20 protein-coding genes and 1 pseudogene are annotated in these 21,149 nt (G+C 46.9%); 16 read left to right on the top strand and 5 right to left on the bottom strand.

Going from position 1 to position 21,149, the window contains the following annotated elements; genetic code table 11:
- Positions 1 to 21 precede the first annotated feature (21 nt).
- The 3 genes from HPY81_06805 to HPY81_06815 all read left to right on the top strand — a co-directional run bounded on the left by HPY81_06805 (position 22) and on the right by HPY81_06815 (position 3,051).
- Positions 22 to 663, top strand: coding sequence for a peptide deformylase (locus HPY81_06805; protein NPV27149.1), 642 nt, complete (start codon positions 22 to 24; stop codon positions 661 to 663).
- 76 nt (positions 664 to 739) lie between these two features.
- Positions 740 to 1,819: a sporulation integral membrane protein YtvI gene (gene ytvI / locus HPY81_06810; GenBank protein ID NPV27150.1), complete on the top strand. Its 1,080-nt coding sequence runs from the start codon at positions 740 to 742 to the stop codon at positions 1,817 to 1,819.
- Positions 1,820 to 1,845: 26 nt separating this feature from the next.
- Positions 1,846 to 3,051 carry a DUF401 family protein gene (locus tag HPY81_06815; GenBank protein ID NPV27151.1) on the top strand — a complete coding sequence of 402 codons (1,206 nt, stop codon included), beginning with the start codon at positions 1,846 to 1,848 and terminating at the stop codon, positions 3,049 to 3,051.
- 3 nt (positions 3,052 to 3,054) lie between these two features.
- Here HPY81_06815 and HPY81_06820 read toward each other — a convergent pair whose 3' ends face one another.
- Complete coding sequence (locus HPY81_06820; protein ID NPV27152.1) at positions 3,055 to 3,525, bottom strand: NUDIX domain-containing protein; 471 nt, start codon at positions 3,523 to 3,525, stop codon at positions 3,055 to 3,057.
- 108 nt (positions 3,526 to 3,633) lie between these two features.
- Here HPY81_06820 and HPY81_06825 point away from each other — a divergent pair, with 108 nt between their 5' ends.
- Entirely contained in the window at positions 3,634 to 4,341 is a 708-nt protein-coding gene (locus HPY81_06825) for a DegV family protein (GenBank protein NPV27153.1), read from the top strand.
- Positions 4,342 to 4,350: 9 nt separating this feature from the next.
- Here HPY81_06825 and HPY81_06830 read toward each other — a convergent pair whose 3' ends face one another.
- The 3 genes from HPY81_06830 to HPY81_06840 form a co-directional block, all read right to left on the bottom strand.
- On the bottom strand, positions 4,351 to 5,346 hold the full coding sequence (locus tag HPY81_06830) for a sodium:calcium antiporter (protein ID NPV27154.1): 996 nt from the start codon (positions 5,344 to 5,346) through the stop codon (positions 4,351 to 4,353).
- A 174-nt stretch (positions 5,347 to 5,520) separates the two neighbouring features.
- Positions 5,521 to 6,831: an HlyC/CorC family transporter gene (locus HPY81_06835; protein NPV27155.1), complete on the bottom strand. Its 1,311-nt coding sequence runs from the start codon at positions 6,829 to 6,831 to the stop codon at positions 5,521 to 5,523.
- Between the two features lie 307 nt (positions 6,832 to 7,138).
- The gene (locus tag HPY81_06840) at positions 7,139 to 7,417 is read right to left on the bottom strand and encodes a YqhV family protein (protein NPV27156.1); all 279 of its coding nucleotides are present in this window, start codon (positions 7,415 to 7,417) and stop codon (positions 7,139 to 7,141) included.
- A gap of 250 nt (positions 7,418 to 7,667) precedes the next feature.
- On the opposite strand from HPY81_06840, the gene HPY81_06845 reads away from it, so the two are divergent.
- The 7 genes from HPY81_06845 to HPY81_06875 all read left to right on the top strand — a co-directional run bounded on the left by HPY81_06845 (position 7,668) and on the right by HPY81_06875 (position 15,164).
- Positions 7,668 to 7,982 carry a hypothetical protein gene (locus tag HPY81_06845; protein NPV27157.1) on the top strand — a complete coding sequence of 105 codons (315 nt, stop codon included), beginning with the start codon at positions 7,668 to 7,670 and terminating at the stop codon, positions 7,980 to 7,982.
- A gap of 162 nt (positions 7,983 to 8,144) precedes the next feature.
- Positions 8,145 to 9,122, top strand: coding sequence for a L,D-transpeptidase family protein (locus HPY81_06850; protein NPV27158.1), 978 nt, complete (start codon positions 8,145 to 8,147; stop codon positions 9,120 to 9,122).
- Positions 9,123 to 9,348: 226 nt separating this feature from the next.
- Entirely contained in the window at positions 9,349 to 10,323 is a 975-nt protein-coding gene (locus tag HPY81_06855) for a hypothetical protein (GenBank protein NPV27159.1), read from the top strand.
- 50 nt (positions 10,324 to 10,373) lie between these two features.
- Positions 10,374 to 11,150, top strand: coding sequence for a photosystem reaction center subunit H (locus HPY81_06860; GenBank protein NPV27160.1), 777 nt, complete (start codon positions 10,374 to 10,376; stop codon positions 11,148 to 11,150).
- A 24-nt stretch (positions 11,151 to 11,174) separates the two neighbouring features.
- The gene (locus HPY81_06865; GenBank protein NPV27161.1) at positions 11,175 to 12,539 is read left to right on the top strand and encodes a hypothetical protein; all 1,365 of its coding nucleotides are present in this window, start codon (positions 11,175 to 11,177) and stop codon (positions 12,537 to 12,539) included.
- Between the two features lie 95 nt (positions 12,540 to 12,634).
- Positions 12,635 to 13,066 carry a DUF1285 domain-containing protein gene (locus HPY81_06870; GenBank protein ID NPV27162.1) on the top strand — a complete coding sequence of 144 codons (432 nt, stop codon included), beginning with the start codon at positions 12,635 to 12,637 and terminating at the stop codon, positions 13,064 to 13,066.
- Between the two features lie 106 nt (positions 13,067 to 13,172).
- Positions 13,173 to 15,164, top strand: coding sequence for an FAD-dependent oxidoreductase (locus HPY81_06875; protein ID NPV27163.1), 1,992 nt, complete (start codon positions 13,173 to 13,175; stop codon positions 15,162 to 15,164).
- Here HPY81_06875 and HPY81_06880 read toward each other — a convergent pair.
- Positions 15,161 to 16,033: pseudogene (locus tag HPY81_06880) on the bottom strand (radical SAM protein). The gene HPY81_06875 and the pseudogene HPY81_06880 sit on opposite strands and share 4 nt — an antisense overlap.
- A gap of 181 nt (positions 16,034 to 16,214) precedes the next feature.
- Here HPY81_06880 and HPY81_06885 point away from each other — a divergent pair.
- The 5 genes from HPY81_06885 to HPY81_06905 all read left to right on the top strand — a co-directional run bounded on the left by HPY81_06885 (position 16,215) and on the right by HPY81_06905 (position 21,030).
- The gene (locus HPY81_06885) at positions 16,215 to 16,763 is read left to right on the top strand and encodes an isochorismatase family protein (GenBank protein NPV27164.1); all 549 of its coding nucleotides are present in this window, start codon (positions 16,215 to 16,217) and stop codon (positions 16,761 to 16,763) included.
- A 143-nt stretch (positions 16,764 to 16,906) separates the two neighbouring features.
- The gene (locus tag HPY81_06890) at positions 16,907 to 18,262 is read left to right on the top strand and encodes a magnesium chelatase (GenBank protein NPV27165.1); all 1,356 of its coding nucleotides are present in this window, start codon (positions 16,907 to 16,909) and stop codon (positions 18,260 to 18,262) included.
- Positions 18,263 to 18,270: 8 nt separating this feature from the next.
- Entirely contained in the window at positions 18,271 to 20,025 is a 1,755-nt protein-coding gene (locus HPY81_06895) for a VWA domain-containing protein (protein NPV27166.1), read from the top strand.
- An 88-nt stretch (positions 20,026 to 20,113) separates the two neighbouring features.
- The gene (locus HPY81_06900) at positions 20,114 to 20,335 is read left to right on the top strand and encodes a hypothetical protein (GenBank protein ID NPV27167.1); all 222 of its coding nucleotides are present in this window, start codon (positions 20,114 to 20,116) and stop codon (positions 20,333 to 20,335) included.
- Between the two features lie 71 nt (positions 20,336 to 20,406).
- Positions 20,407 to 21,030, top strand: coding sequence for a GerMN domain-containing protein (locus tag HPY81_06905; protein ID NPV27168.1), 624 nt, complete (start codon positions 20,407 to 20,409; stop codon positions 21,028 to 21,030).
- Positions 21,031 to 21,149 lie beyond the last annotated feature (119 nt).

Genomic DNA, 21,149 nt, shown 5'->3' on the forward strand with positions numbered 1-21,149 from the left:
AGGCGATGAGCAGGATTCTTTTTGGAAAAAAGCGAATTACGGATTAAAATGTATCGAAAGGTGTGGAGCTTGATGGAGATAGCCAGGCAGATGGTCCGGCTACGCCGAATCAAGCTGTTGTTTGGGCTCATCGCTGCTGTCGTAATCTTAGCCAATTATTATCAGCAAGAATTAACAGCTAAGCGGGTCGGATTGACTATTTTGGAGGTAGATGATCCGATTTTGCATCAGGTAGCGGCTAAGGTTGATTACCCTGAACCATCTGACCGAGAAGCAATAAAATTGATTAAGACATACCTGGAAAAAAAGCCGCTGGGTTTAGCTGTTGCTGCTCCTCAGGTCGGACTGAGCCGACAGTTTTTTGTGATAAAAGACGGAGCGCATGTTTATGCCCTTTTCAATCCACGTATTGTCAACCACAGCCAGACGGTTGAGTGGTTGCCGGAAAAATGTTTGAGCATCCCTTTTACGGTCAAAGGAGTAATCCCGCGGTATACTGAGGTTACAGTCACCGGCCTGAATGAGGATTTTCAACCAGTCACGATTGAAGCTGCTGGTTTACAGGCCAGAATTATTCAACACGAAATTGACCACCTGCAAGGCATTACCATTCTAGAACGCGTAGTTCCACAACAACCCGAGTTGCTTAAACCGCTGGAATGAGGCGGATACTTTATAACGCGGGTTTTTTAGTTAACAATTAGGATATGGAGATTCTTAAACAGAAAGAGGTTTAAATATGTTGAATCTTAACCAGTACAGTAGTCTGGTCAAGCTGGTGCTGCTGATTGTCGCCTCCATCACCTTGCTTTACGTTATTGGCTTTTCCCTGCGGCTGCTGATGCCGTTTGTTATTGCCTTTATCTTGAGTGCGGTGGTTCGGCCAGTGGCCGAGCTTTTTCGACGCAAATTCTACTTTGGTCAAACGCTTAGTGTCTGGGCCGCGATGCTTCTGGTGCTCGGGGTGGGATCGTTGTTATTGTTTTACCTGTTCTCCTACCTGTTTTTTCAGTTGAAGCGACTTTCTCTGTTGCTGCCAATTTACACGCAGCTGGCAAAAATAGAGTTCAGCCACTTTAATTTTGTGTTAAACCAGTGGATCGGTGGAATATCGCCCGAATATTCCCGGATCGTCCAAAAAGGGATTGAAAACTTGGGTGGCTTATTAAACACTTTGTTCTCTAAAATTCTGGAGTACTTTGTCCAGTTGTCTTTTGGCCTGCCGGATGCTCTGATCATTTCTATTATTTCGATCGTGGCCACGTTTTTCATTTCTCGTGACTACGAGCAGTTGAAGGCCAAAATGATTAGTGTTATTCCCGACCAATGGCAGCAACCCATACTTCAGGCCCTGAGTAATGTCAATATTGCCCTAATCAAAGTGATCAAGGTGAACGCGCTCCTGTTCAGCACCAGTTTTTTGCAGATGACCGTCGGTTTTTGGTTATTAGGGATTGAGCATTACATTATGGTGGCGTTATTCATTACTTTTATTGATATTATGCCGATTGTTGGGTTAGGATTAGTCTTTGTCCCCTGGATTATCTGGTCTTTTATCGCCTCGACAAGAACATTTACCCTGGGTCTGATCGTGATTTATGTAGTTTGTGTCGTCACGCGTCAGTTTCTTCAACCCAAACTCTATGCCGATAGCTTCGGTCTAGATCCGCTGGTGGCTCTGCTGGCCATTTATATTGGTTGGCGTTCGGCCGGATTCTGGGGTCTGATCTTTGGACCTGTATTTTTGATGCTGGTGTTAATGTTTTATCGCCAGAACCGCCAGCTGCTCAAGGAAATGTTTCGACAGTTGAAGTCATAGTTCACGAAAGTGAGGCAAGAAACAACGTGACAATCGCGATAAAAATGATTATTATTTTCGCGTCAATCGTCCTGTTGCTCAGAAAGAAGCACAGTCTTGGTGCCGCGATGATCGTAGCCACTCTTTTAGTGGCCCTATTATTTCATTTGACCGTCTTCCAAGTATGGGCTGGAGTAAAGACAGCTTTAATAAGTCCAGCAACAATCAAGGTGACTTTAGCTCTGCTGCTGGTCATGGTCTTGGAAAATACTTTACGAAAAAGCGGTTTACTTCAGGAAATGGTTGACTCTTTGCGGGAATTGATCCCCGACCAGCGAATCGTGATGGGTTTGTTACCGGCGATTATTGGCTTTTTGCCTTCGCCCGGGGGAGCGGTTTTTTCTGCACCTTTAGTGGCCGAAGTTGGGCGAGATACCAGGTTATCGGTGGAAAAGCAGGCCTTTGTCAATTACTGGTATCGGCACATTTGGGAATATTTTTTTCCGCTTTATCCTGGAATCTTGCTAACGGCAGAACTTCTTCACCTTTCAATGACCCAGTTGGTTGCCAACCAGATGATTTATACCCTGATGGCGGTAGTGCTTGGATTTCCGGCTGGCTTCCGCGGACTAACTCGTTGCCCAAGAGAAACATCAAACAACTCACAAAAGGTTAACCAGTTGAGTATGCTGGTCAAGGGATTAGCCCCGATCGCTGTGGTGATCGTTGCGGTATTAGGTTGGGGGATTAATCTGGTAAGTGCGCTGGCGGTAGTGATCGGTGTTCTCTGGCTGATTTTTCGTTATACGATCGGTCAGATTGGTAGTACTCTGCGGGAGGCTTTCTCCCCAGGCCTTATTTTGATGGTTGTTAGCGTGATGATCTTTAATGAAATGTTAAACCAGGCGAGTGTCTTCCAAGAATTACCGGGTCTATTTGCTCAATGGGGTCTACCTATCACTTTAATTGCCGCATTGTTGCCATTTGTTGTTGGGTTTGCCACTGGTGTTACTCAGGGATTTGTTGCCGCAACTTTTCCCTTGCTGGGCATGCTATTTGATCCCTCGGATCTTTCTCTGGTTACTCTTGCCTTTGTCAGCGGCTTTGCCGGGGTGATGTTGTCACCGGTTCATCTTTGCCTGGTTCTAACCGTTCAAGTTTTTAAGGCTAATTTAGCCAGAGTTTTAGGTTTGTTAGTCGGCCCAGAACTTATTTTAATCGGTCTGGCTGTAGGGCGCCATTTGCTGAAATAACTTTTAATAAAACAATCGATAGGTAAAATTGACCAGGGGAGAAGATTCAGCTAATTGCAGCCGGGGCGATTTCTCGACCAGCGCTCGGTGGATAATTGATTTGGCTAATGGGGTTGCCTTTGGGTTCGCGAGTACCTCCTGGAGTGAAAAGTATTTAACTGCGTCGTTTTCTCGACCGTCGGATTGCGGTTGTCCAGTTAGGTGCTCAAGGAGGAAGACAATATAAATCTCCTGGTGTTCGGGGGTAAGTATTCTCTGCCGAATAGCCACTATTCCTTGAACTCTGGCTATTATACCGGTCTCCTCCAGTACTTCGCGCAAGACTGCTTCGTCCAGGGGCTCGTTCAGTTCTGGGTGGCCACCTGGCAGCAGCCAATAACCTTTAAGTTCACCGTAGGTATGCCGGACCATTAAGACCTCTCCGTTTTCATTTACGACCAGTCCGCCAACACCAATCTCGAATCCGGTTTCCATTATGACCACCTCTCCTATCAGTATAGCATGCCTTGGGTGGAAATATAATTAAGTTGTTTAAGGTTTCGTGTTTATTACAATATTTTGGTAAATTATGGAGGAAAATGAATGGAGCAAAAAATAGCGGTGGTAACTGACAGCACTTGTGATCTGCCAGCAGAGGTGATCGAACGATTCGGTATCCGGGTCTTACCGTTACGGGTGATTTACCACGACCGAGAATATGCTGACCCCAGTGGTCTGAGCGGGACATATGGAATGGTGAAAATGATGAGCGAGCAAATAAACAACCTGAAGATTGAGGTAATTGACTCAAAAGCATTATCACTGGCTCTGGGTTGGTTGGTGCAGGAGGCGGCCAGACTGGTAGGGTCCGGGCTACACTTTGAAGATATCGTGCAGAAAATACATAGCGCGCAGGCAAAGATCAAGGTTTTCTTTGTATTGAAGACTTTGGAATACCTGAAAAAAGGAGGGCGGATCGGGTTAGTTGAAGCAACATTAGGCGCAATATTTGATTTTAAACCAATTATTTCTATCAATTCAGAAGGGAAATACTTCAGTTTATGCAAAGTCCGTGGTCGAAAAAAGTCGATCGATAAAATCGCCGAAATAGTTCAAGGGCTGATGACTGGTAAGAGGTTCAGAATTGCCGTCATGCATGGAAATGCCTTTGATGAAGCAAAACAGCTTCTTGAACGGCTGCTTAAGATGTCTGATTTTCAGATAGAAGAAGTGTTTTTTGGGCAGATTGGGCCAGCGATGGTAGTGCATACCGGTCCCGGTTTGCTGGGGGTTGCGGTCCAGGAGCTGTAGGGGTCAAAGTTAGATTGTCAGCAAGACTGTTGTTATAAAGATCAGGTAAAAAAAGCCTCCAAGCAAAAGCACGGATGGATGAAGGAGCCTTTTCACCCGAATTTGGTAGTAAATTTGACCGGCGGAAAGTAGAGTCAGCCCTGCACTTAACAGGGCGAGCGGTGAAAGTTTCCAGGGTGTCAGGGCAATGCCCAAGGCCGGGATGAGCGAACTTTGAAAAACCATCGCGCCGGTGATGTTACCCAGGGCCAAGGTATCTTTGCCCTGGTAGACCCAAATCAGACTATTCAGTTTTTCCGGTAATTCGGTCGCCACCGGGGCTACGATCAACGACAGGATCAGGGGAGGTAAGTTCAGCAATTCAGCTAGTTTTTCGATTTCTTTGACAAACAAGTGCGCGCCGACAATCAGGACCGTCAGACCGAAAGCAAGTTGCGTTAAGATGCTGAGCAATTGAGGATTTATGGCCCGGTGCTGAAAATAGAGGGGGCGCAGATTTACTGCTGGGGAGGTGCTTTTTGATTTTAGAGTAAGCCAGACATAAAACAAATAAACACCTACGAGTGTGACAGTAATGAGTTGCCGCCAAGCCGGACTTTCGAGTAGGGCTGCCAGGATGGATATACTGTACAAAAAAAGAAAAAAACTAAGATCACGCTGAATAATATTCTGGTTAATTAACATCATGATTTTACCTTTTCTTTTGTATTTGCAGATTAAGGCAGCTAAACCGGTGAGCGCCAGGGCCAGGGTGGTTAGCATAAATGGGGCCCCTAAAATAGCGCCGATGCCAATTTCTGATGCCGCTGGTTCCTTTTCCAAGATAATGCCAATTAGGGGAATCGTGGTCTCGGGGAGGGCGGTTCCCACCGCGGCGAGTAGACTGCCGACTGCTCCTTCGGAGAGATGCCACTTTTGGCCTAACCACTCGACGCTATTGGTAAAGAGTTCCGCACCCAATAAGATGATAACCAGGCTAATTATTAAACTTAAGATTAACATCAGTCCACCCTCAAATCGTTGTTTTAGGCAAAGGGCCTATTCTAAATATAGGTAAGCCCGGCGCAAATATGACATCATTGGAGATAATCATTTGGGAAATAAAATAAAAAACCCTCATCGGTCATCAAAACTTGCACCGGTCAGGGCTTAGTTTAATTTTGTTGTTATCCTTTATAACTACTCGCTTTTATTCACCTGGTCTTTGGTGATCTTGACCCGGGTAATTCGGTTTCCATCCATATCAGTGACGGAAATTGTTGTTTGTTCAAGTTTGACTTCATCTCCCACCTGGGGAATTTTTCCCAGGTAGTGAAGCACCAGTCCCCCAATCGTCTCATAGTGTTCTTCCAGCGGTAAATCCATGGCAAGGATTTCGTTGGCTTCTTCTACATTTAGACGAGCATCAACCACGTATTGATGGTCACCAATCATTTCGAAATGTTCTTCCAACTCGTCATGTTCATCCATGATATCACCGACGATTTCTTCCAGTAAATCCTCGATAGTGATCAAACCCGCAGTTCCGCCGTATTCATCCAAAACAATAGCCATGTGCTGTTTGCTGCGTTGGAGTTCTTTTAATAATTCAACCACGTTTTTTGATTCTGGAATTACATAAACCGGGCGAATATGTTCGGTGATTGGCTGGTCCCGGTGGGTATCAACGATAAACGGAATGAGGTCCTTCAGGGTAATTATCCCGATGATGTCGTCGATATTTTCTTCATACACCGGTAGCCGTGAATAGCCTGTTGTTGCCATAATCTGGATAGCCTCACCGATTGTGGCTGTCCTGTGGATTGCCCGAATGTCGGTCCGCGGAATCATGATCTCACGGGCTACTGTGTCACCAAACTCAAACACGCCCTCAATCATTTCCTTTTCAACTTCCATTATATTTGGCTGTTCGGCGACCATCATCCGGATCTCTTCTTCAGAAATCCTTGGTGGAGTCTGATCTTCTTCTCCGCCCAGGAGCTTGACCAAGAAATTAGTTGACTTGGTCAAGACAAAAACAAAAGGAGCGGCGATTGTTGATAGTATTTCAATTGGGCGAGCCACAAACAATGAAATCATTTCTGCTTTTTGTAAGGCAACCCGTTTGGGCACAAGTTCGCCCAGCACGAGCGAAATATAAGAAACTAAGAGAGTAACGAGGACCAGCGCCAGACCATCACTTGCTTTGGTCAAGAAGGGTAGCGGGATCATTTTAATTAGTTCGCTCAAGTATTTAGCTAAGCCGACAGCAGCGGTGGCACTGGCTAAAAAGCCAGTCAGGGTGACTCCTACCTGAATAGTTGCGAGAAAGCGGCTAGGGTCTTCCATTAGTTTTTCAATAACTCGAGCCGACCGACTGCCCCGATCAACTAATTGTCTGATTCGACTTTGGCGCAGAGAAATCATCGCGATTTCCGAGCCGGCGAAAAAGGCATTGAACGAGATTAGCACGAAGATCAAAATAATCTGGTTCCAATAACTCGAATCCAAGCTTGAACCAACTCCCAGTTACTAATGATAATTCGCCTGATTATGGCCCCTGGAAAGTTAATTACTGAGTTAAATTAAAATTAAATATTCCCGTTTTTTATACCCCCAATCCTTGGAACCTTTTTGTCTGGTATATCATTAGTATAGCATTTAAATATAGATAATTTAAAGGGTGAAATCTATTCGTCAGGTTTCATAGAGTTGAGCAACAAGCCAGAGAGGCGTTCAATACGTTGAAACCAGATATGACTCGTAAACATGGATATCGAGAATTTTTTTGATAGACTTAGCTGCAAATTTATTCAGGTTAACTTTGTTTGGACACTCCGATAAAAATGCAGCAGACCCCAATCAAAATGAGTAACATCCGACTGACCGAGATTTTGCCGGCCAACCCAATCAGGCCAAGGGTGGTCACGGTAATCATTGTGGTTGGCCCGATCAAGGCAAGGGCGGCGTTAATTTTCATCGCTGTTTCCACGCTGTCGAACTTTAACATTAATAGAGCTGCGGTTAGTTCGATTATACTGGATAAGCAACGGGTTACAGCCATGGCAGTAACGATCTTTCCTTTTACCAGTATCATTGACGACCTTCCTTTCCAAAGTCTGAGTCACTGTAATTTATGCGTCCGAGGTTAGGTTTAGACGTGCCAAGGCGATCCCCGAATCATCGTTGGGCTGGTTTTGGGTTCAATTGTTGTTATTAAAAGTATTTCGGTAAAAGAAGTGGAGGTTTGCTTTTTGGACATCATCAGATATAATATTTTTACTGAAGGTACGGACAAGTTGCGGCTACCAAATTTTTTCATCTATTCATCTAAGGGAGGGATGGAGATGTTTCACCTGGATGATGTGCGAAGCTATTTTGCTACTGAGACTGAGTTTACTAAAACAAAGGATGGAAAAGGGGTGGAACTCTTGCTTGATAAATTTACGGCAGTCCTTGAGCTCTACCCGGATGAGGAGTGCCGGATCAAGCAGGTAATAGTTAGAACCTATATTGATACGGGAGAAAACTTGCTTATATTCGAACGAGCGCCTCTACGTAAGGAGTATCCTTCGTTAGATGAAGTTAAGGAATTTGTTTCTGGTATGTCCGATGAAGCTTATGCTTATATGCAGCAGATGATTGTTTGTAACATTTGCTAAGGCGGATGTTCAAGATTAAAAAGCCCTATCCGACTGAATGGAAGGGCTTTTATATTATTTCTGAATTACAGGAACTATTTTCATCTCATCAAGAGATGAACCCGGGGTAAAATAAATTTGTTAAATAAATCAAATTATATGTGGAAATGGGGTGAAAGTTGCTTGAAAAAGCTGCTGCGAATTATACTAGTCTATTTATTGGCATTTAACACCATGGTTATTTTTTCAGCCAGCTCAGCCAGCGCCAGCCTGCCAGCATGCAGCGACGATGAGAAACTGCCTGTGCTGGTTCCCCAGGATCCACCGCAGCAATGTGCTGATATCATTGGTTTACAGCAAGGACTCAAAAAATTGGGTTATTATACCGGACCGTTAAATGGGAAATATGATCAGCAGACTGTTCGTGCAGTCCGCCATTTTCAACGATCTCATCATCTTCCTGTGACTGGTTTGGTTGGAGTAAAGACCTGGGCGGCCCTCGTAAAAACTTACGATCTGGCTGCGGGTCCGGATGCGGTTATTCCTAAACCCACCGGCGAAGTTAGTGTTCTTATTGACACCAGGAAGCTCACCTTGACGGTGGAAGTGGATCGACAACCATATAAAACCTTCCCAGTGGCCGTTGGTAAACAATCAACCCCGACCCCAATCGGTGAATGGAAAATTGTTGACAAGGGAGCCAAGTGGGGGAGCGGTTTTGGCACCCGTTGGCTGGGATTGAATGTTCCCTGGGGAATCTACGGTATTCACGGGACCAACAAACCATGGTCAATTGGCCGAAGAGCTTCCCATGGTTGTATTCGGATGCGGAACCACGATGTTGAACAATTATATCAGTGGGTTTCTGTCGGAACTCGGGTGAGAATTATTGGCCATTTGCCTTCGGTCCAGCTGGGTAGAGAGCTTAAACGTGGCCAGATTGGACAGGACATTGTTGCCCTGCAATTGGCTCTTCGGCAGGCGGGGGTGTTCGCGGGTTATGCTGACGGCCGCTTTGGTCAAGAAACTGAGATGGCGGTGCGACGTCTGGAATCAATCCACTTTTTGCCTGTAGATGGCCAGGTGGACCCACAGGTTCGCCAAATCTTGTTTGAATATGTAAAGGCGGAGAAGCCAGCGTCAGAAACGAGTTCAAGCTAATTGTCTTGCCAACGAGGGTTATAAATAAAGATTTTCAATAATAAAGATTTTCAATCCTCCGACTCTTACCCTTTTCCGGGTCAAGCAGTCGGTTTTTTGATTATTATAGCACTTAAAAACATTGGTCAGAGTTTCTTTTTTAGGATATTTGTTGAATATGAAGGAATTTGATTCCATTTGTCGAAAGTACTCCTATTACTTTTAAATGTATTATTGGTGGTGGAATATGCTCCTGTACGTGGTTGAGGTTGTGCTGCTGAATGCGCTGGCCACTGGAGTAATCTACTGGCATAGACATCGGTTAAAACTTACGGGCCCCATTATTCTAGCCATGGCTGGAGTTTCTCTTCTGATTGCCTTGCTTATCCCGATTGGTTTGACTACCGTTGGGCGTAGCCTGACCGCTTTAATTGTTATGTTTTTAGCTTTCCTGGGTGGATGGAGCATAGCCGTTTATTGTTGCCCTTACCCGATCGCGGCGAATGCTATTACTCCGAGTGAGGTCTCACTAACTGAAGCTCAAACTCCAGGGACAGCCATGTATGCAACAGAGCCGTTAGTGGGGCAGTTGCCAGCGGGCCAGGTGGAAACAATACAAGAAATAGCACAGAAAACCGAACAGAAAACCGAACAGAAAACCGAACAGAAAACCGAACAGAAAACCGAACAGAAAACCGAACAGGAACCTGTGCTGGGAGTTGAATCAGAACTGAGTCTTAAGCCGGTAACAAATGAAGCTAAACTAGAAACAGAAATAAATGAAGATACGATCCTATGGAGTGACCGCGGAGGTGAGAATATTAACATTAACCCTACTGACATGAATCTCGAGCAGTGCATAACTGAAGGATTCAAGGCTAAAGAGGAAGGACATCTCTGCAGAGCTATTGATTACTTTTTAGCCGCTTTAAACAAGCAACCGGAAAAAGATCTGGAAGAGCTATTGGTGTTGGATGTTGCGTCAATATATAAAGAATTAGGGGAATACACGGCGGCGGCGAAAACTATCCGCGATTATTTAATCGCCAAGAGGGACACGATCACGGTTCAACGACAACGGGCGATGATCAACGATCTGGCCTACGTGGAGATTTTGGATAGACTCTTACAACAGGTTGGCACACCCGGCCTGCCGATTGCACAAGTGCCGCGCCTGATCAAGATGAGAGCAGAGGAACAGTTGGCAAACCAAGCCCCCTAACCGGGGATAATTGAAATAACGGTTACTATGAAGGGAGGAACAGATAAGACATGAAAAAAACCAAGGATATTCTTGAGCTACCTCTGATCAGCATCTCTGATGGTCTCGAAATTGGTCAGGTAAAGGAATTGGTTATTAACCCTGAACGAGGGACCGTTGATTACCTTTTAATCAGCGGCGAACGTTGGTATGAAGGTCCAAAAGTCTTACCCTTTGATGCAGTTCTGGGTATTGGTGAAGATGCAGTGACCACGGAAAACACAGAGCAGGTTAAAACATTGACTGAGCAGAACGGAGCTAGCATTCTCCTGGCCCGGGGAGTCAGAGTTATTGGTACCAGGGTGATGACCAGAAAAGGCCGTTTTATTGGTAAAATCTCTGAATTTATGATCGACGAAGATACTGGCAAAATTACAGCTTGTGAACTAATGCCCAGTAACGGCGAAGGGATAGATATCATTCCGGCTGACCGTGTTGTCACTTTTGGTCGGGATGTCCTGGTGATATCGGAAGAGAGTGCGAATACTCCCAATCCAGACAGGATGACTAGCGGGAAACCGGTGATTGCTTCCTCGGCTGTCTTTGAAAATGAAGCTGTTCAAACATCCCAGGTTCAAGCAGAACCAATAAACAGACAACTCACGGCTGCCGAGTTGTTTGAAGAAAGACAGCGACAATATATCATGGGTAAGAAGGTGAGTCGAACAATTACAGCCGAAAGCGGCGAAGTAATCGCCCGAGAAGGCGAAGTAATTTCTGAGGAACTGATTAACCGGGCCAAGGCAGCTGGTAAATTCACCGAATTAACAATGAATACCGAGGGATAGTAACCCAGATAGCGGAGGTCTTTGATGCAAGTACAGACCAACAGGGCCGGGGCGATTACCTTTTTGATCCTGTTGCAGGTGGTGATTAGTTTTGTCGGCACCGCCGGGTTTTTGTTATGGTCAGGGTCCGATAAACTGGCGGCTGGTATTACCATTGCCGGGATGGAAGTTGGGCAATTGACTGAACAGCAGGCGATTTCTACTATCGCCACTTACGCCAATCAGTGTTTAACCGATGCCAAGCTAGAGCTAGTTGCTTCCGATGGAAAACGTTGGGTGATCGACCTCCGGGACTTACAGGCATTTGTTGATGCTGAGGCGACTATAGAGGCAGCTTGGCAGATTGGCCGTCAAAAGACCTGGTGGCAAAACATGCTTGCACGGGTAGAGCTTTTATTCAGGCCCATCGATATCCCTTTAAAAATTGGCTATGATCCGGCCCAGCTCTGGCAAAGTCTTGCCCAGGCCAAACAGTACTTCTACCGTCCCCCGATAAATGCCCGTGCAACCCTGATTAACGATAAGATTGAAATTACTGATGAAAAGGTTGGCTCTGAACTAGATCTGGACGCAACGATAAACATAATCCAATCTCGTCTGGCTTTAGGCGACCTTTCCCCGGTGCCCGTGGTGGAACGGGAGATAGCGCCAGTGATTACCAAGGCCGAACTGGCAGGGATTACAGATCTGCTGGGAATCTGTGTAACTCGTTTAGACTTAAATGAACGGGAACGGACAGAAAACATCAAATTAGCGGCTAAAGCTGTGGATGGGACAGTGCTTGGTCCTGGCCAGTTATTTTCGTTCAATAAACAGTTGGGACCCCGTTTCCCCGAAAGAGGATACAAGAAAGCACCAATGTTTTGGCATGACCAAGTTATATTGGCTGAGGGAGGTGGGGTTTGTCAGGTGGCAACAACGTTATATAATGCTGTACTGCAGGCTAACCTTGAGGTCCAGCAGCGCTTCCCGCATACCCAGCCAGTTAACTATGTGCCGCCTGGTCAGGATGCAACCATTGCTGGCGAGGAAGTCGACCTGAAATTTTCTAACACGACTGACGGCCCAATTTTTATTTCAGCTACGGTTGACAATGATAAGTTGATTGTGAGGATCTTCGGAGTTAATAAGAATAAAGAGCAACACGTTAAAATCTTGACTGAAAAACAGACGATCGAGCCGAAGGTAGTTGTAGAAACGGACCCCAGCTTAACGCCGGGGAGCATGTGGATCAAAACGGAAGGTAAACCTGGTTATGAGGTAAAAGTGTATCGGGTGGTGGAGCAATCGGGCCAAGAATTAAGCAGGCAACTGATTTCGACTGACCTGTATCCGGCAAAACCGACGGTGGTGGTGGTCGGACCAAAACCACCAAATTTTAATAAGTGAAGAATCAAGAAGGATTCCTCTGCTTCCCTGAAGGGATTTTTCGCTGAATTGTCGAAGGTAAATACAAATAGATCTTTTCAGGAGAAGGTGAATGGATGATGCTGGTTAACGAAATTAAAATAGATCGTGACGGTAATTGGTACGCTGATGGGATGAAAATGGAACGAAAGGAAATTGTTAATTTGTTTTCGACCCATCTCTGGCGTAACGGAGAAAATCAGTACTTTATCTGTTTGAATCAGCAGGTTTTTCCTATTGTGGTTGAAGATACCCCGTTTATTATTAACGAGGTTATTGAAGAAGAGGGGAAATTAAAAGTTCGATTAAATGATGAGCGAGTGCTGGACTTGTCTGACCACCCCATCGTTGTTATCAAAAGCATTCCCTATACTTCGTTGTTTTGGGAGCGGGACGCTAAGTTTGCCCGACACGCCTTCTGGCAGCTCAGTAAATATATAGTTGAAACTGACCAGGGCTATCTGGTGAAGTTTGGAGATACCCAGATCAAGTTAATTTTTCAACAATAATCTGTGAACTGCTCAACAAACAAGCCGCTTACTCTAACTTAGAATGCGGCTTGAGTTTTCTGTCTGATTTAAGGAGTACCTAAACTGGAAAGAGGAGGTTGGTTCAATGGGTTTGCTTTTCTCGCCAATCGCGATCGGGACGCTTGAACTCAAGAACCGTCTGGTAATGCCAGCCATGCATTTACATTTTTGCCCTGATGGCTTTGTCAATGACCGTCTAATTCGGTTTTATGTCGAAAGGGCTAAGGGAGAAGTCGGTTTAATTATTGTGGGCGGCTGTGGCGTGGATGAATTTAGTTATAGTGGGATGATCAAAATCAACGATGACTGTTATCTGCCTGGTTTGACCCGACTGGCGACTGAAGTCAAGCGCCACGGGGCGAGAATTGTTGCTCAACTTTTCCAGGCCGGGCGGTATGCCTCCTCTCGAGATACTGGACGGCAGCCGGTTGCCCCGTCACCAATTCCATCCAAACTGACCCGTGAGACTCCCCGTGAATTAACCCTGACCGAGATTGAGGACATTATTGACCGTTTCGCTCAGGCTGCCCGGCGAGCGCAAGCGGCGGGCTTTGATGGGGTTGAGGTCATTGCCAGTGCAGGGTACTTGATCTGCCAGTTTCTTTCGCCAGTTACTAACAAGCGGACGGATGAATTTGGGGGCGACCTGACCGGACGGATGAAGTTCGGCCTTGAGGTAGCCAGACGAATTAAGCTGGCGACGGGGCCAGACTATCCCTTGATTTACCGTGTGTCGGGCCACGAGTTCATGCCCGGTGGCAACACCAATCAGGAGATCAGGGTGTTTTGTCAGGAGTTGGAAAAGGTTGGCGTAAATGCCATTAACGTTACGGGCGGTTGGCACGAAACAACTGTGCCCCAAATTACAATGAATTTGCCGCGGGGTGGCTTTGTCTACCTGGCTCAGGGGATCAAGGAAGCAGTTGGTATTCCGGTGGTGGCCTGTAACCGTATCAACGATCCGGTCCTGGCGGAACAAATACTGATTGACGGGCAGGCGGATCTGATCGGCATAGCCCGGGGGTTGATCGCAGATCCTGAATTGCCCCGGAAAGCCCGCCAGGGACGTTTGCGCGAAATCCGTAAGTGCATCGGTTGTAACCAGGGATGTCTGGACGCTATCTTTGCCCAGCAGAGTGTCCATTGTTTAGTTAACGCCCAGGCAGGTAAAGAAGAAGAACGGACGCTGAAGGCGGCGAACCAGGGGAAACGGGTTCTGGTAATCGGTGGAGGTCCGGCGGGGATGGAGGCAGCCCGGGTGGCGGCTTTACGTGGACACCAGGTAACCTTGTGGGAACAGGCCAACGTTCTGGGCGGTCAGCTTGTTCTGGCGGCTGTACCCCCCGGCCGGGCTGAGTTCACTAGCCTGGTTGACTTTTTAGTTGGTCAGTTAGAGCGATTAGGGGTGGAGGTCGTTTTAGGTCAAAGTGCTGATCCAAAAAAAGTAGTGAGTTTCCGGCCCGACGTGGTGGTGGTGGCTACCGGGGCTAAACCGCTTGTTCCCGAGTGGTTAAGCGGTAACCACGAACACGTGGTTACCGCCTGGGAGGTGCTTTCTGGACAAGTACCGGTTGGCCGGCGGGTGGTAGTAATTGGCGGGGGAGCGGTAGGCTGTGAGACTGCTTTGTACCTGGCCCAGAAGGGAACCATTGACCCGGCCGCCTTCCATTTTCTGGCGATGAACCGCGCTGAGAGTTGGGAAACCTTGATGTTGTTGGCCACACGAGGGAATAAGCAGGTGACAGTCATCGAGATGGGTAAAGCCCTGGGGTTGGATATTGGTAGTTCGACGCGCTGGACTGTGCTTCAAGATTTGCACCGTTATCACGTGCGGGTGTTAACCAACACCCGGGCGGAAGCCCTCACCCCCGGCGGAGTGAAAATACGCCGGGGCGATGTGGTGGAGGAATTAGCAGCGGATACGGTGGTGCTGGCGGTCGGGGCCCAAGCAGAAAATGCCCTGTTTGCCAGATTGCAGACCCTGGTGCCTGAGGTTTACCTGATCGGGGACGCGGTGAAACCGCGTAAAGCCCTTGAGGCGATCCACGAAGGCTTCCTGATTGGGCAGCAGATTTAAAGGTGTCGATGATCTGCTCGTGAAAAATGTGACTCGTCTAAACGCAGAGCGTAATCGAGGAGTTCAAGCATTTTTGTCTGGTCGGCGGGAAGTTTCCCATTAACATTGACATAGTTGGAGATGTGGTCACTAAGCAGCCAGCTGTTTACGTGCAGGTTTTCAATGAATAGTCTGGTTTCTTTAATGGCTTCGTGGGGTGAAAGCAGCACAAAATCCCCTTTTTCATATTCCGCGTAGAGGGGGGTGTTAGGGACTGGCACTTATGTCCGCAGGCGGATGAAATCAGGGTCAATCGCGTTCAGCACCACAGCACTATTAACCGCGTGTTCGATCGTGTACTGACGGCCGCCGATTCCGACCAGGATGTATTCGCTTAATTCAATACCTGCCTCTTTCACCAGCCGGCCAGCCTGGATCAATTGTTCAGCTGTAGTCCCTTTTTGAATTTTTTGCAGCAGGTAATCGTCGCCGGTTTCCATACCCGAGTGAATCCGTTTTAAGCCAGCCGCCCGAAGTTGCTTGAGTTCAACCAGTGTTTTCAGGACGATGAACCGGGCTGAACCGTAAACCGTAATCCGTTCAAGCCGGGGAAACAGATGGTGGGCAAACTCAAAGATTTCCACTAGGTCTTTGGTTTTCATGATGATCGTATTCCCATCAGGGAAGAAGATGGTCCTGATCCAGTCACCGTAATAGTCTCTGGCCATCCAGAGGTCTTCTTTAATCTCATTAACCTTGCGGATCCGAAATTTCTGTTGCTTATACATCCCGCAAAAAGTACACTTGTTGTGTGGACAGCCGATCGTGGCCTGGATCAAGAGACTATTAGCTTCGCTGGGCGGTCGATAAACTGTGCCTTCGTACCGCAACCGGGTCCCTCCTTTTCGTCGATTAAATAATAACTTTCTGCAAGAAAATCGACAACCATATATAGTCGACGAAGTCGATTTTCTTGTGATTTGCTGTACTCATTATAGCGAAAAATTTGGCCATTTGACCAGAGGCTTCGTAGGCTCAACAGACTCAAGAAATAGAAAGGAGCGAGTGGAATTGAACAAATATTATTTACAGCGGGAGCAGGCTTTGCTGCTCATCATCGATATGCAGGAAAAACTTTTAGCAGCCATGAAATATCAAGACCAGGTGGTAAAGAATACCAAAATCCTGCTCGAGATGTCGCACGTCCTGGGATTACCCATTGTGGTCACGGAGCAGTACCCGCAGGGACTGGGTCGAACCGTAAAAGAAATCTGGACAAATTGTTCTGACATCAGACTTATCGAGAAAATGAGTTTTTCCGCTTATACCTCTGAATTGATTCAGTTCTTGCAAGACTCTGGTCGCCGACAAATCATCGTGGCGGGGACAGAAACGCACGTCTGTGTCTACCAGACCGTGCGGGACCTGTTGAACAACGGTTACACTGTTTTCGTGTGTTCTGATGCTGTAGCTTCTCGCTTTACTCTGAACTATTACAATGGTTTGAATCTCATGCAAGAAATGGGAGCAGTGATCACAAATACAGAAACCACGTTATTCGATTTCCTCCAGGTGGCCGGCACCCCTGAATTTAAGCAGTTGTCCAAACTTTTGAAGTAAATACCCAACATAGGAACTGGGGACAGGGTGGACTTATCGCTGTTAGAAATGGTTTATGCAGGGAAACCCATATAAGGTGTCGAATATATAACCAATATAGAAAAAGGGTTGTACCAAAATTCACAAACTGAGGTGAGGCAGGTATGAAACCATACCACCGGTTAGCCAGACACAGCGGAAATAGCACTCTGTTTGACATGGTTGAAATGTCAATCATCTCTAATCTATGGGGAGAACCTTTGCATATTCATGCCGAAGGATTAAGGGGCACAGGCAAAACTACCATTATGCGAACAGCCAGAAATATCCTACCGCCGATTCAGCGGATCAAGGGGTGTCTTTATAACTGTGATCCGAAACGGCCCCACTGCCCCAATCACCGGCACCTGTCTCCTGAAGAAGTAAAGGCTTTGGGAACAGAGATGATCCCGATGCCATTTTTAGAGATTTCTCACTCAGCTAAAATCGCAACTGTTGCCGGGAGCATTGACCTGGCCAGAATTACCGATCCTACTAATCCTACCGCTGCGCTTTTGCCCGGTATTATCCCCCAGGCTCACCGGGGGATAATTTTTATTGATGAGATCAACCGGCTGGCTGATACTTCCCCGGAGATTACCGATGTGTTGTTGGATGTGATGGGAACAAAACCTGGTCGGATCCAGATTGAGGAAGCCGGTCTCTCCCACGTGGAAATACCGGTCCAGGTTTCGGTCTGGGCGGCTTCAAACCCGGATGAGGAGCCAGGACCTTTAGAGGAGAATCGCAAGCAATTGTCCGACAGGTTTGATCTGGTGCTCTACATGGGACGGCCGACCTCCATAGAAGTTGTGTCAAATATCCTGCTGCAGAGCGAAATTTCGCGTCAGGAACGCCTGGAATTGGTTGAGCAGCCACTGGAGGGTGATACCAAGTATGGGCAGCAGTTGAGCAAGATCGCTGAAGAATTTAAAGGGTTGACCATGCCTGATTACCTCCGCAACTTTATTTCCCGTCTCTATCTTAAATACAATATTGAAAGCCTGCGGGCAATCGAAGCGATTCAGCAAGGGGCGATTTTGCACTGTGCCCTCCGCCGACGAAAACAAGTGCTGGTCAGTGATATTTTGCGCGTGATCCCGCTGGCCCTCAAGCACCGGGTTGATGGAGATACCCTGACCCGGGTCTTAAATAATGTTGATGCCCGGGAAGAAACGGTAATCAGCTTTCCCGGAACGGGGCTGGCTGCTGCTACCCAGGGTTACCCCGCGGTTTCTGAATTTGAAAACGAATCCCAGACAGGAGTGAAGACAACGGTTGGTGAGCAGGTCCAGTCTACGCCGCCTAAAAGAAATCGATCTCTCCTGGAACCGATCCGCTCATTCTTTTCTGGTGGGGGCGGTGCTTCACAACAACTGGACAGTGGGCTGCCAATGCCAAGGGCGAGAAGGTTGGGGGCGCTTGGAAAAGAAGAACTGATCCGCTCAGAAAATGATTTTAAACGGACGGAAAATCAGTGATTTAGGATGTGAAGGTATTGGAAAAGGATGGAGTAAGCCCGCATACCAAGATGGTCACTATTTGTAATTACCTGCGGGCCTATTTTAATCAAAATCAAGGTGTTCGCCTGGGAGAGACGGCAGTGGTCAGCCGGAAGGTACATGAAAAAAAATCCCGACGTTCCAGAGAGATTAAGATAGTTATTGATCGGGACGCCGGCCAGACATACTGGCAGTATTTTGAACCCAATCAAGTTGTCCATATTGATGTCTATCATCAACCGGGACAGGTTGATCCCCGGCGAGCAGCCAGCGTGGTTCTCGAAGCGGTTCACCATTATTTCCAGGACCGGGATGCACTTCTGCCAGGACAGATGGAGCCAGCCCGTGAGGTCAATCTCTTGCTTGAAAAAATCACTTTGGGGACGACCTTAGGTGAAGGTTCTATCGCCAGGCTGGTGAAGTACCGGGAAATAAAGGAGGGTAATCCGTCCCGTAGCGATCATGTTCATATTCTGGCCGAATTAAGGGAAGAGGATTATGGGCTCATTTATTACCTGGTCGAAGCCGTAGAAGAGGCCATTCAGGCTCAGGGTCTAGAAATTCGCAAAATTCTTGGGGTTACCCATGGTTTTGGACAGGGCCCCAGGGAGAAACTGGGGGCGGGAATCGTTCTCGCTTTACCGGCCCATTGTGAGGGCGTAGATCGGGACATGGTTTACGAACAGAACCAGCGGCAGTTGTTGATTAATCTGGCCAGCCGACTGGGGAGCCTTGAAGAGGTGGAGGAGTTTTTACAGGCCCTCAATTCCAACTTATTTAAGAAGGCATCTACGCAGAGTTTCCTGAGTAAAAAACACGGTGATCTGACTGAGGTCATGGAACAGTTAAAGGAATTAGGGGTCGTGAAAAAAAGCTGGTTTGGGTATAGTCTCACTCCGCTAGGGAAAGAACTCAACACCTACCTAGTAAATCACGAGCGTGAATTAGAAGGGCAGTTAAGAAAATTGATTCGTCGTACCCCGGTAAGTTCCCGCTATTACACCCGGTTCGGCTATTCTCAGTTGAAAGCACGCAAGCAGGAACTGACGGACGAGAGCCGCATTATCAGTTTTGACGAGCAGGGTTGGCTGGGAGATATCGCTGTTCCCGAAACGATAATCTCGGCGGTTAAGCGGTCTAGAATGGAAGGCCGGCCAAGAATCCGGGTGAAGACCGAAGACATTAAAGTTTACGGACGGAAATCTTACACCCCGGTTGATATTTGCTTGTTGATTGATTGCAGTTCCAGCATGGCAGGTGAAAAGAGCAAGGCTGCCTGGTTTTTGGCAGAACACCTTTTGCTTTCTTCCAGAGAAAAGTTGGCTGTGGTCACGTTTCAGGAAATGGAGGCGCGGGTGACGGTTCCTTTCACGCGTAATCACCGCCGGCTGGTGTCTGGTCTGCATGCGGTATTTCCCGAGGGACTAACCCCCCTAGCTTCCGGGTTGGTCAAATGTATTGAACTGATCAAAAATTCCCGGGTACGTAACCCGCTGCTGATCCTGATCACTGACGGTTTACCTACTTACCCTTTGTGGACTTTTGACGCCCAAAAAGATGCTTTGGACGCTGCTCGAATGGTGGCCATGGCGAAGATCCGGTTTGCTTGTATTGGCGTCCAGTCCAGCAAAGATTTTTTGAAAGATTTGGCCAGGGAGGCTGCGGGGACGCTATACGTAGTTGACAAGCTCGACCGCGAGAGCCTTATCGCTGCCGTGAGGGATGAATGGTTTAGCTACTAATCACTGTTAGTCGGTAAATTTATCAAATAAGCTGCTATACTAATTGTGTTGTGCTGCCAAGGGGGACTTACTGGGGGGTGAGGCGGTTATGCATAACCGTAATTCCTTTCCGGACAAAAATGATGGGCAATTCTTACTGAATGAATTGGAGAACAAAGGACAGGAGCCAGATGAACATGATGAGATTACTGTTTCCGATGTTGATGAAGAACTGGGATTTGTGGTTTGCGTCTTTCAAGTGATTTTTCCATTCCTTTTTTTGGTCTTTATCGGCATAACGCTTATGTACCTGTTTTTTTCTTTCTGGTGAAATTCCATATTTACAGTAATAAAATTTTTCCTCCCTAAATATGATTAAGTAAGTAGAAAATGTCAGGGAGGATGAATTACCAGATGCTGCGCTATTTAAGGCTGCTGAAGGTTATAGTGGTATTGCTCGTCATTAGTACCTGCTCGTGGCTGGCCGGCTGTGTCATGCTGGATCAGCTCTGGTCTTTGAAGCAAAAGGAAAAAAATCAGAAAGAAGTTCAGGATTTACCCCCCGAGCCAGCCCAGTTGGTAACCGTACCAGCCAAGCCTCTTGGGCGGACAAAGGTCGACCTTTATTTTGCCGATCCGTCAGGTAAAGGTTTGGTCAGCGAACGACGGGAAATTCCTAAGGTTGAAGGAATTGCCAGAGCCACGATTGAAGAATTAATTAAAGGGCCGTCCAAACAGTCGGGTCTGTTACCGACGATTCCGAAAGGCACCGGTCTATTGGATATCAATGTTCGGCCGGATGGCTTGTGTATCGTTAATTTTAGCCAGGAGTTCGTAGCCAATCATACGAAAGGATCGTTAAGTGAGGCCCTGACGGTATATTCGGTTGTTAATACTTTAACTCAATTTCCTACCGTCCAAAAAGTTAAGTTTTTAGTAGATGGTCAAGAGCGAGACACCCTGGCCGGCCATCTGGATATTTCTACCGCTATGGCGCGCGATGAAAAATTGATCAAGCAAAAATAATCAGGAGTAGTGTCAAAAAAGATTTTTATTATAAAGCGTGACGTTGCCGGGTCACGCTTTTTATGATTAATGTGCTATAATTTGAACAGTTGAATTTAATTTTAAATGTTAAGATGAAG

It is taken from the genome of Bacillota bacterium (genome assembly GCA_013178045.1).
Lineage (GTDB): Bacteria > Bacillota > Ch66 > Ch66 > Ch66 > Ch66.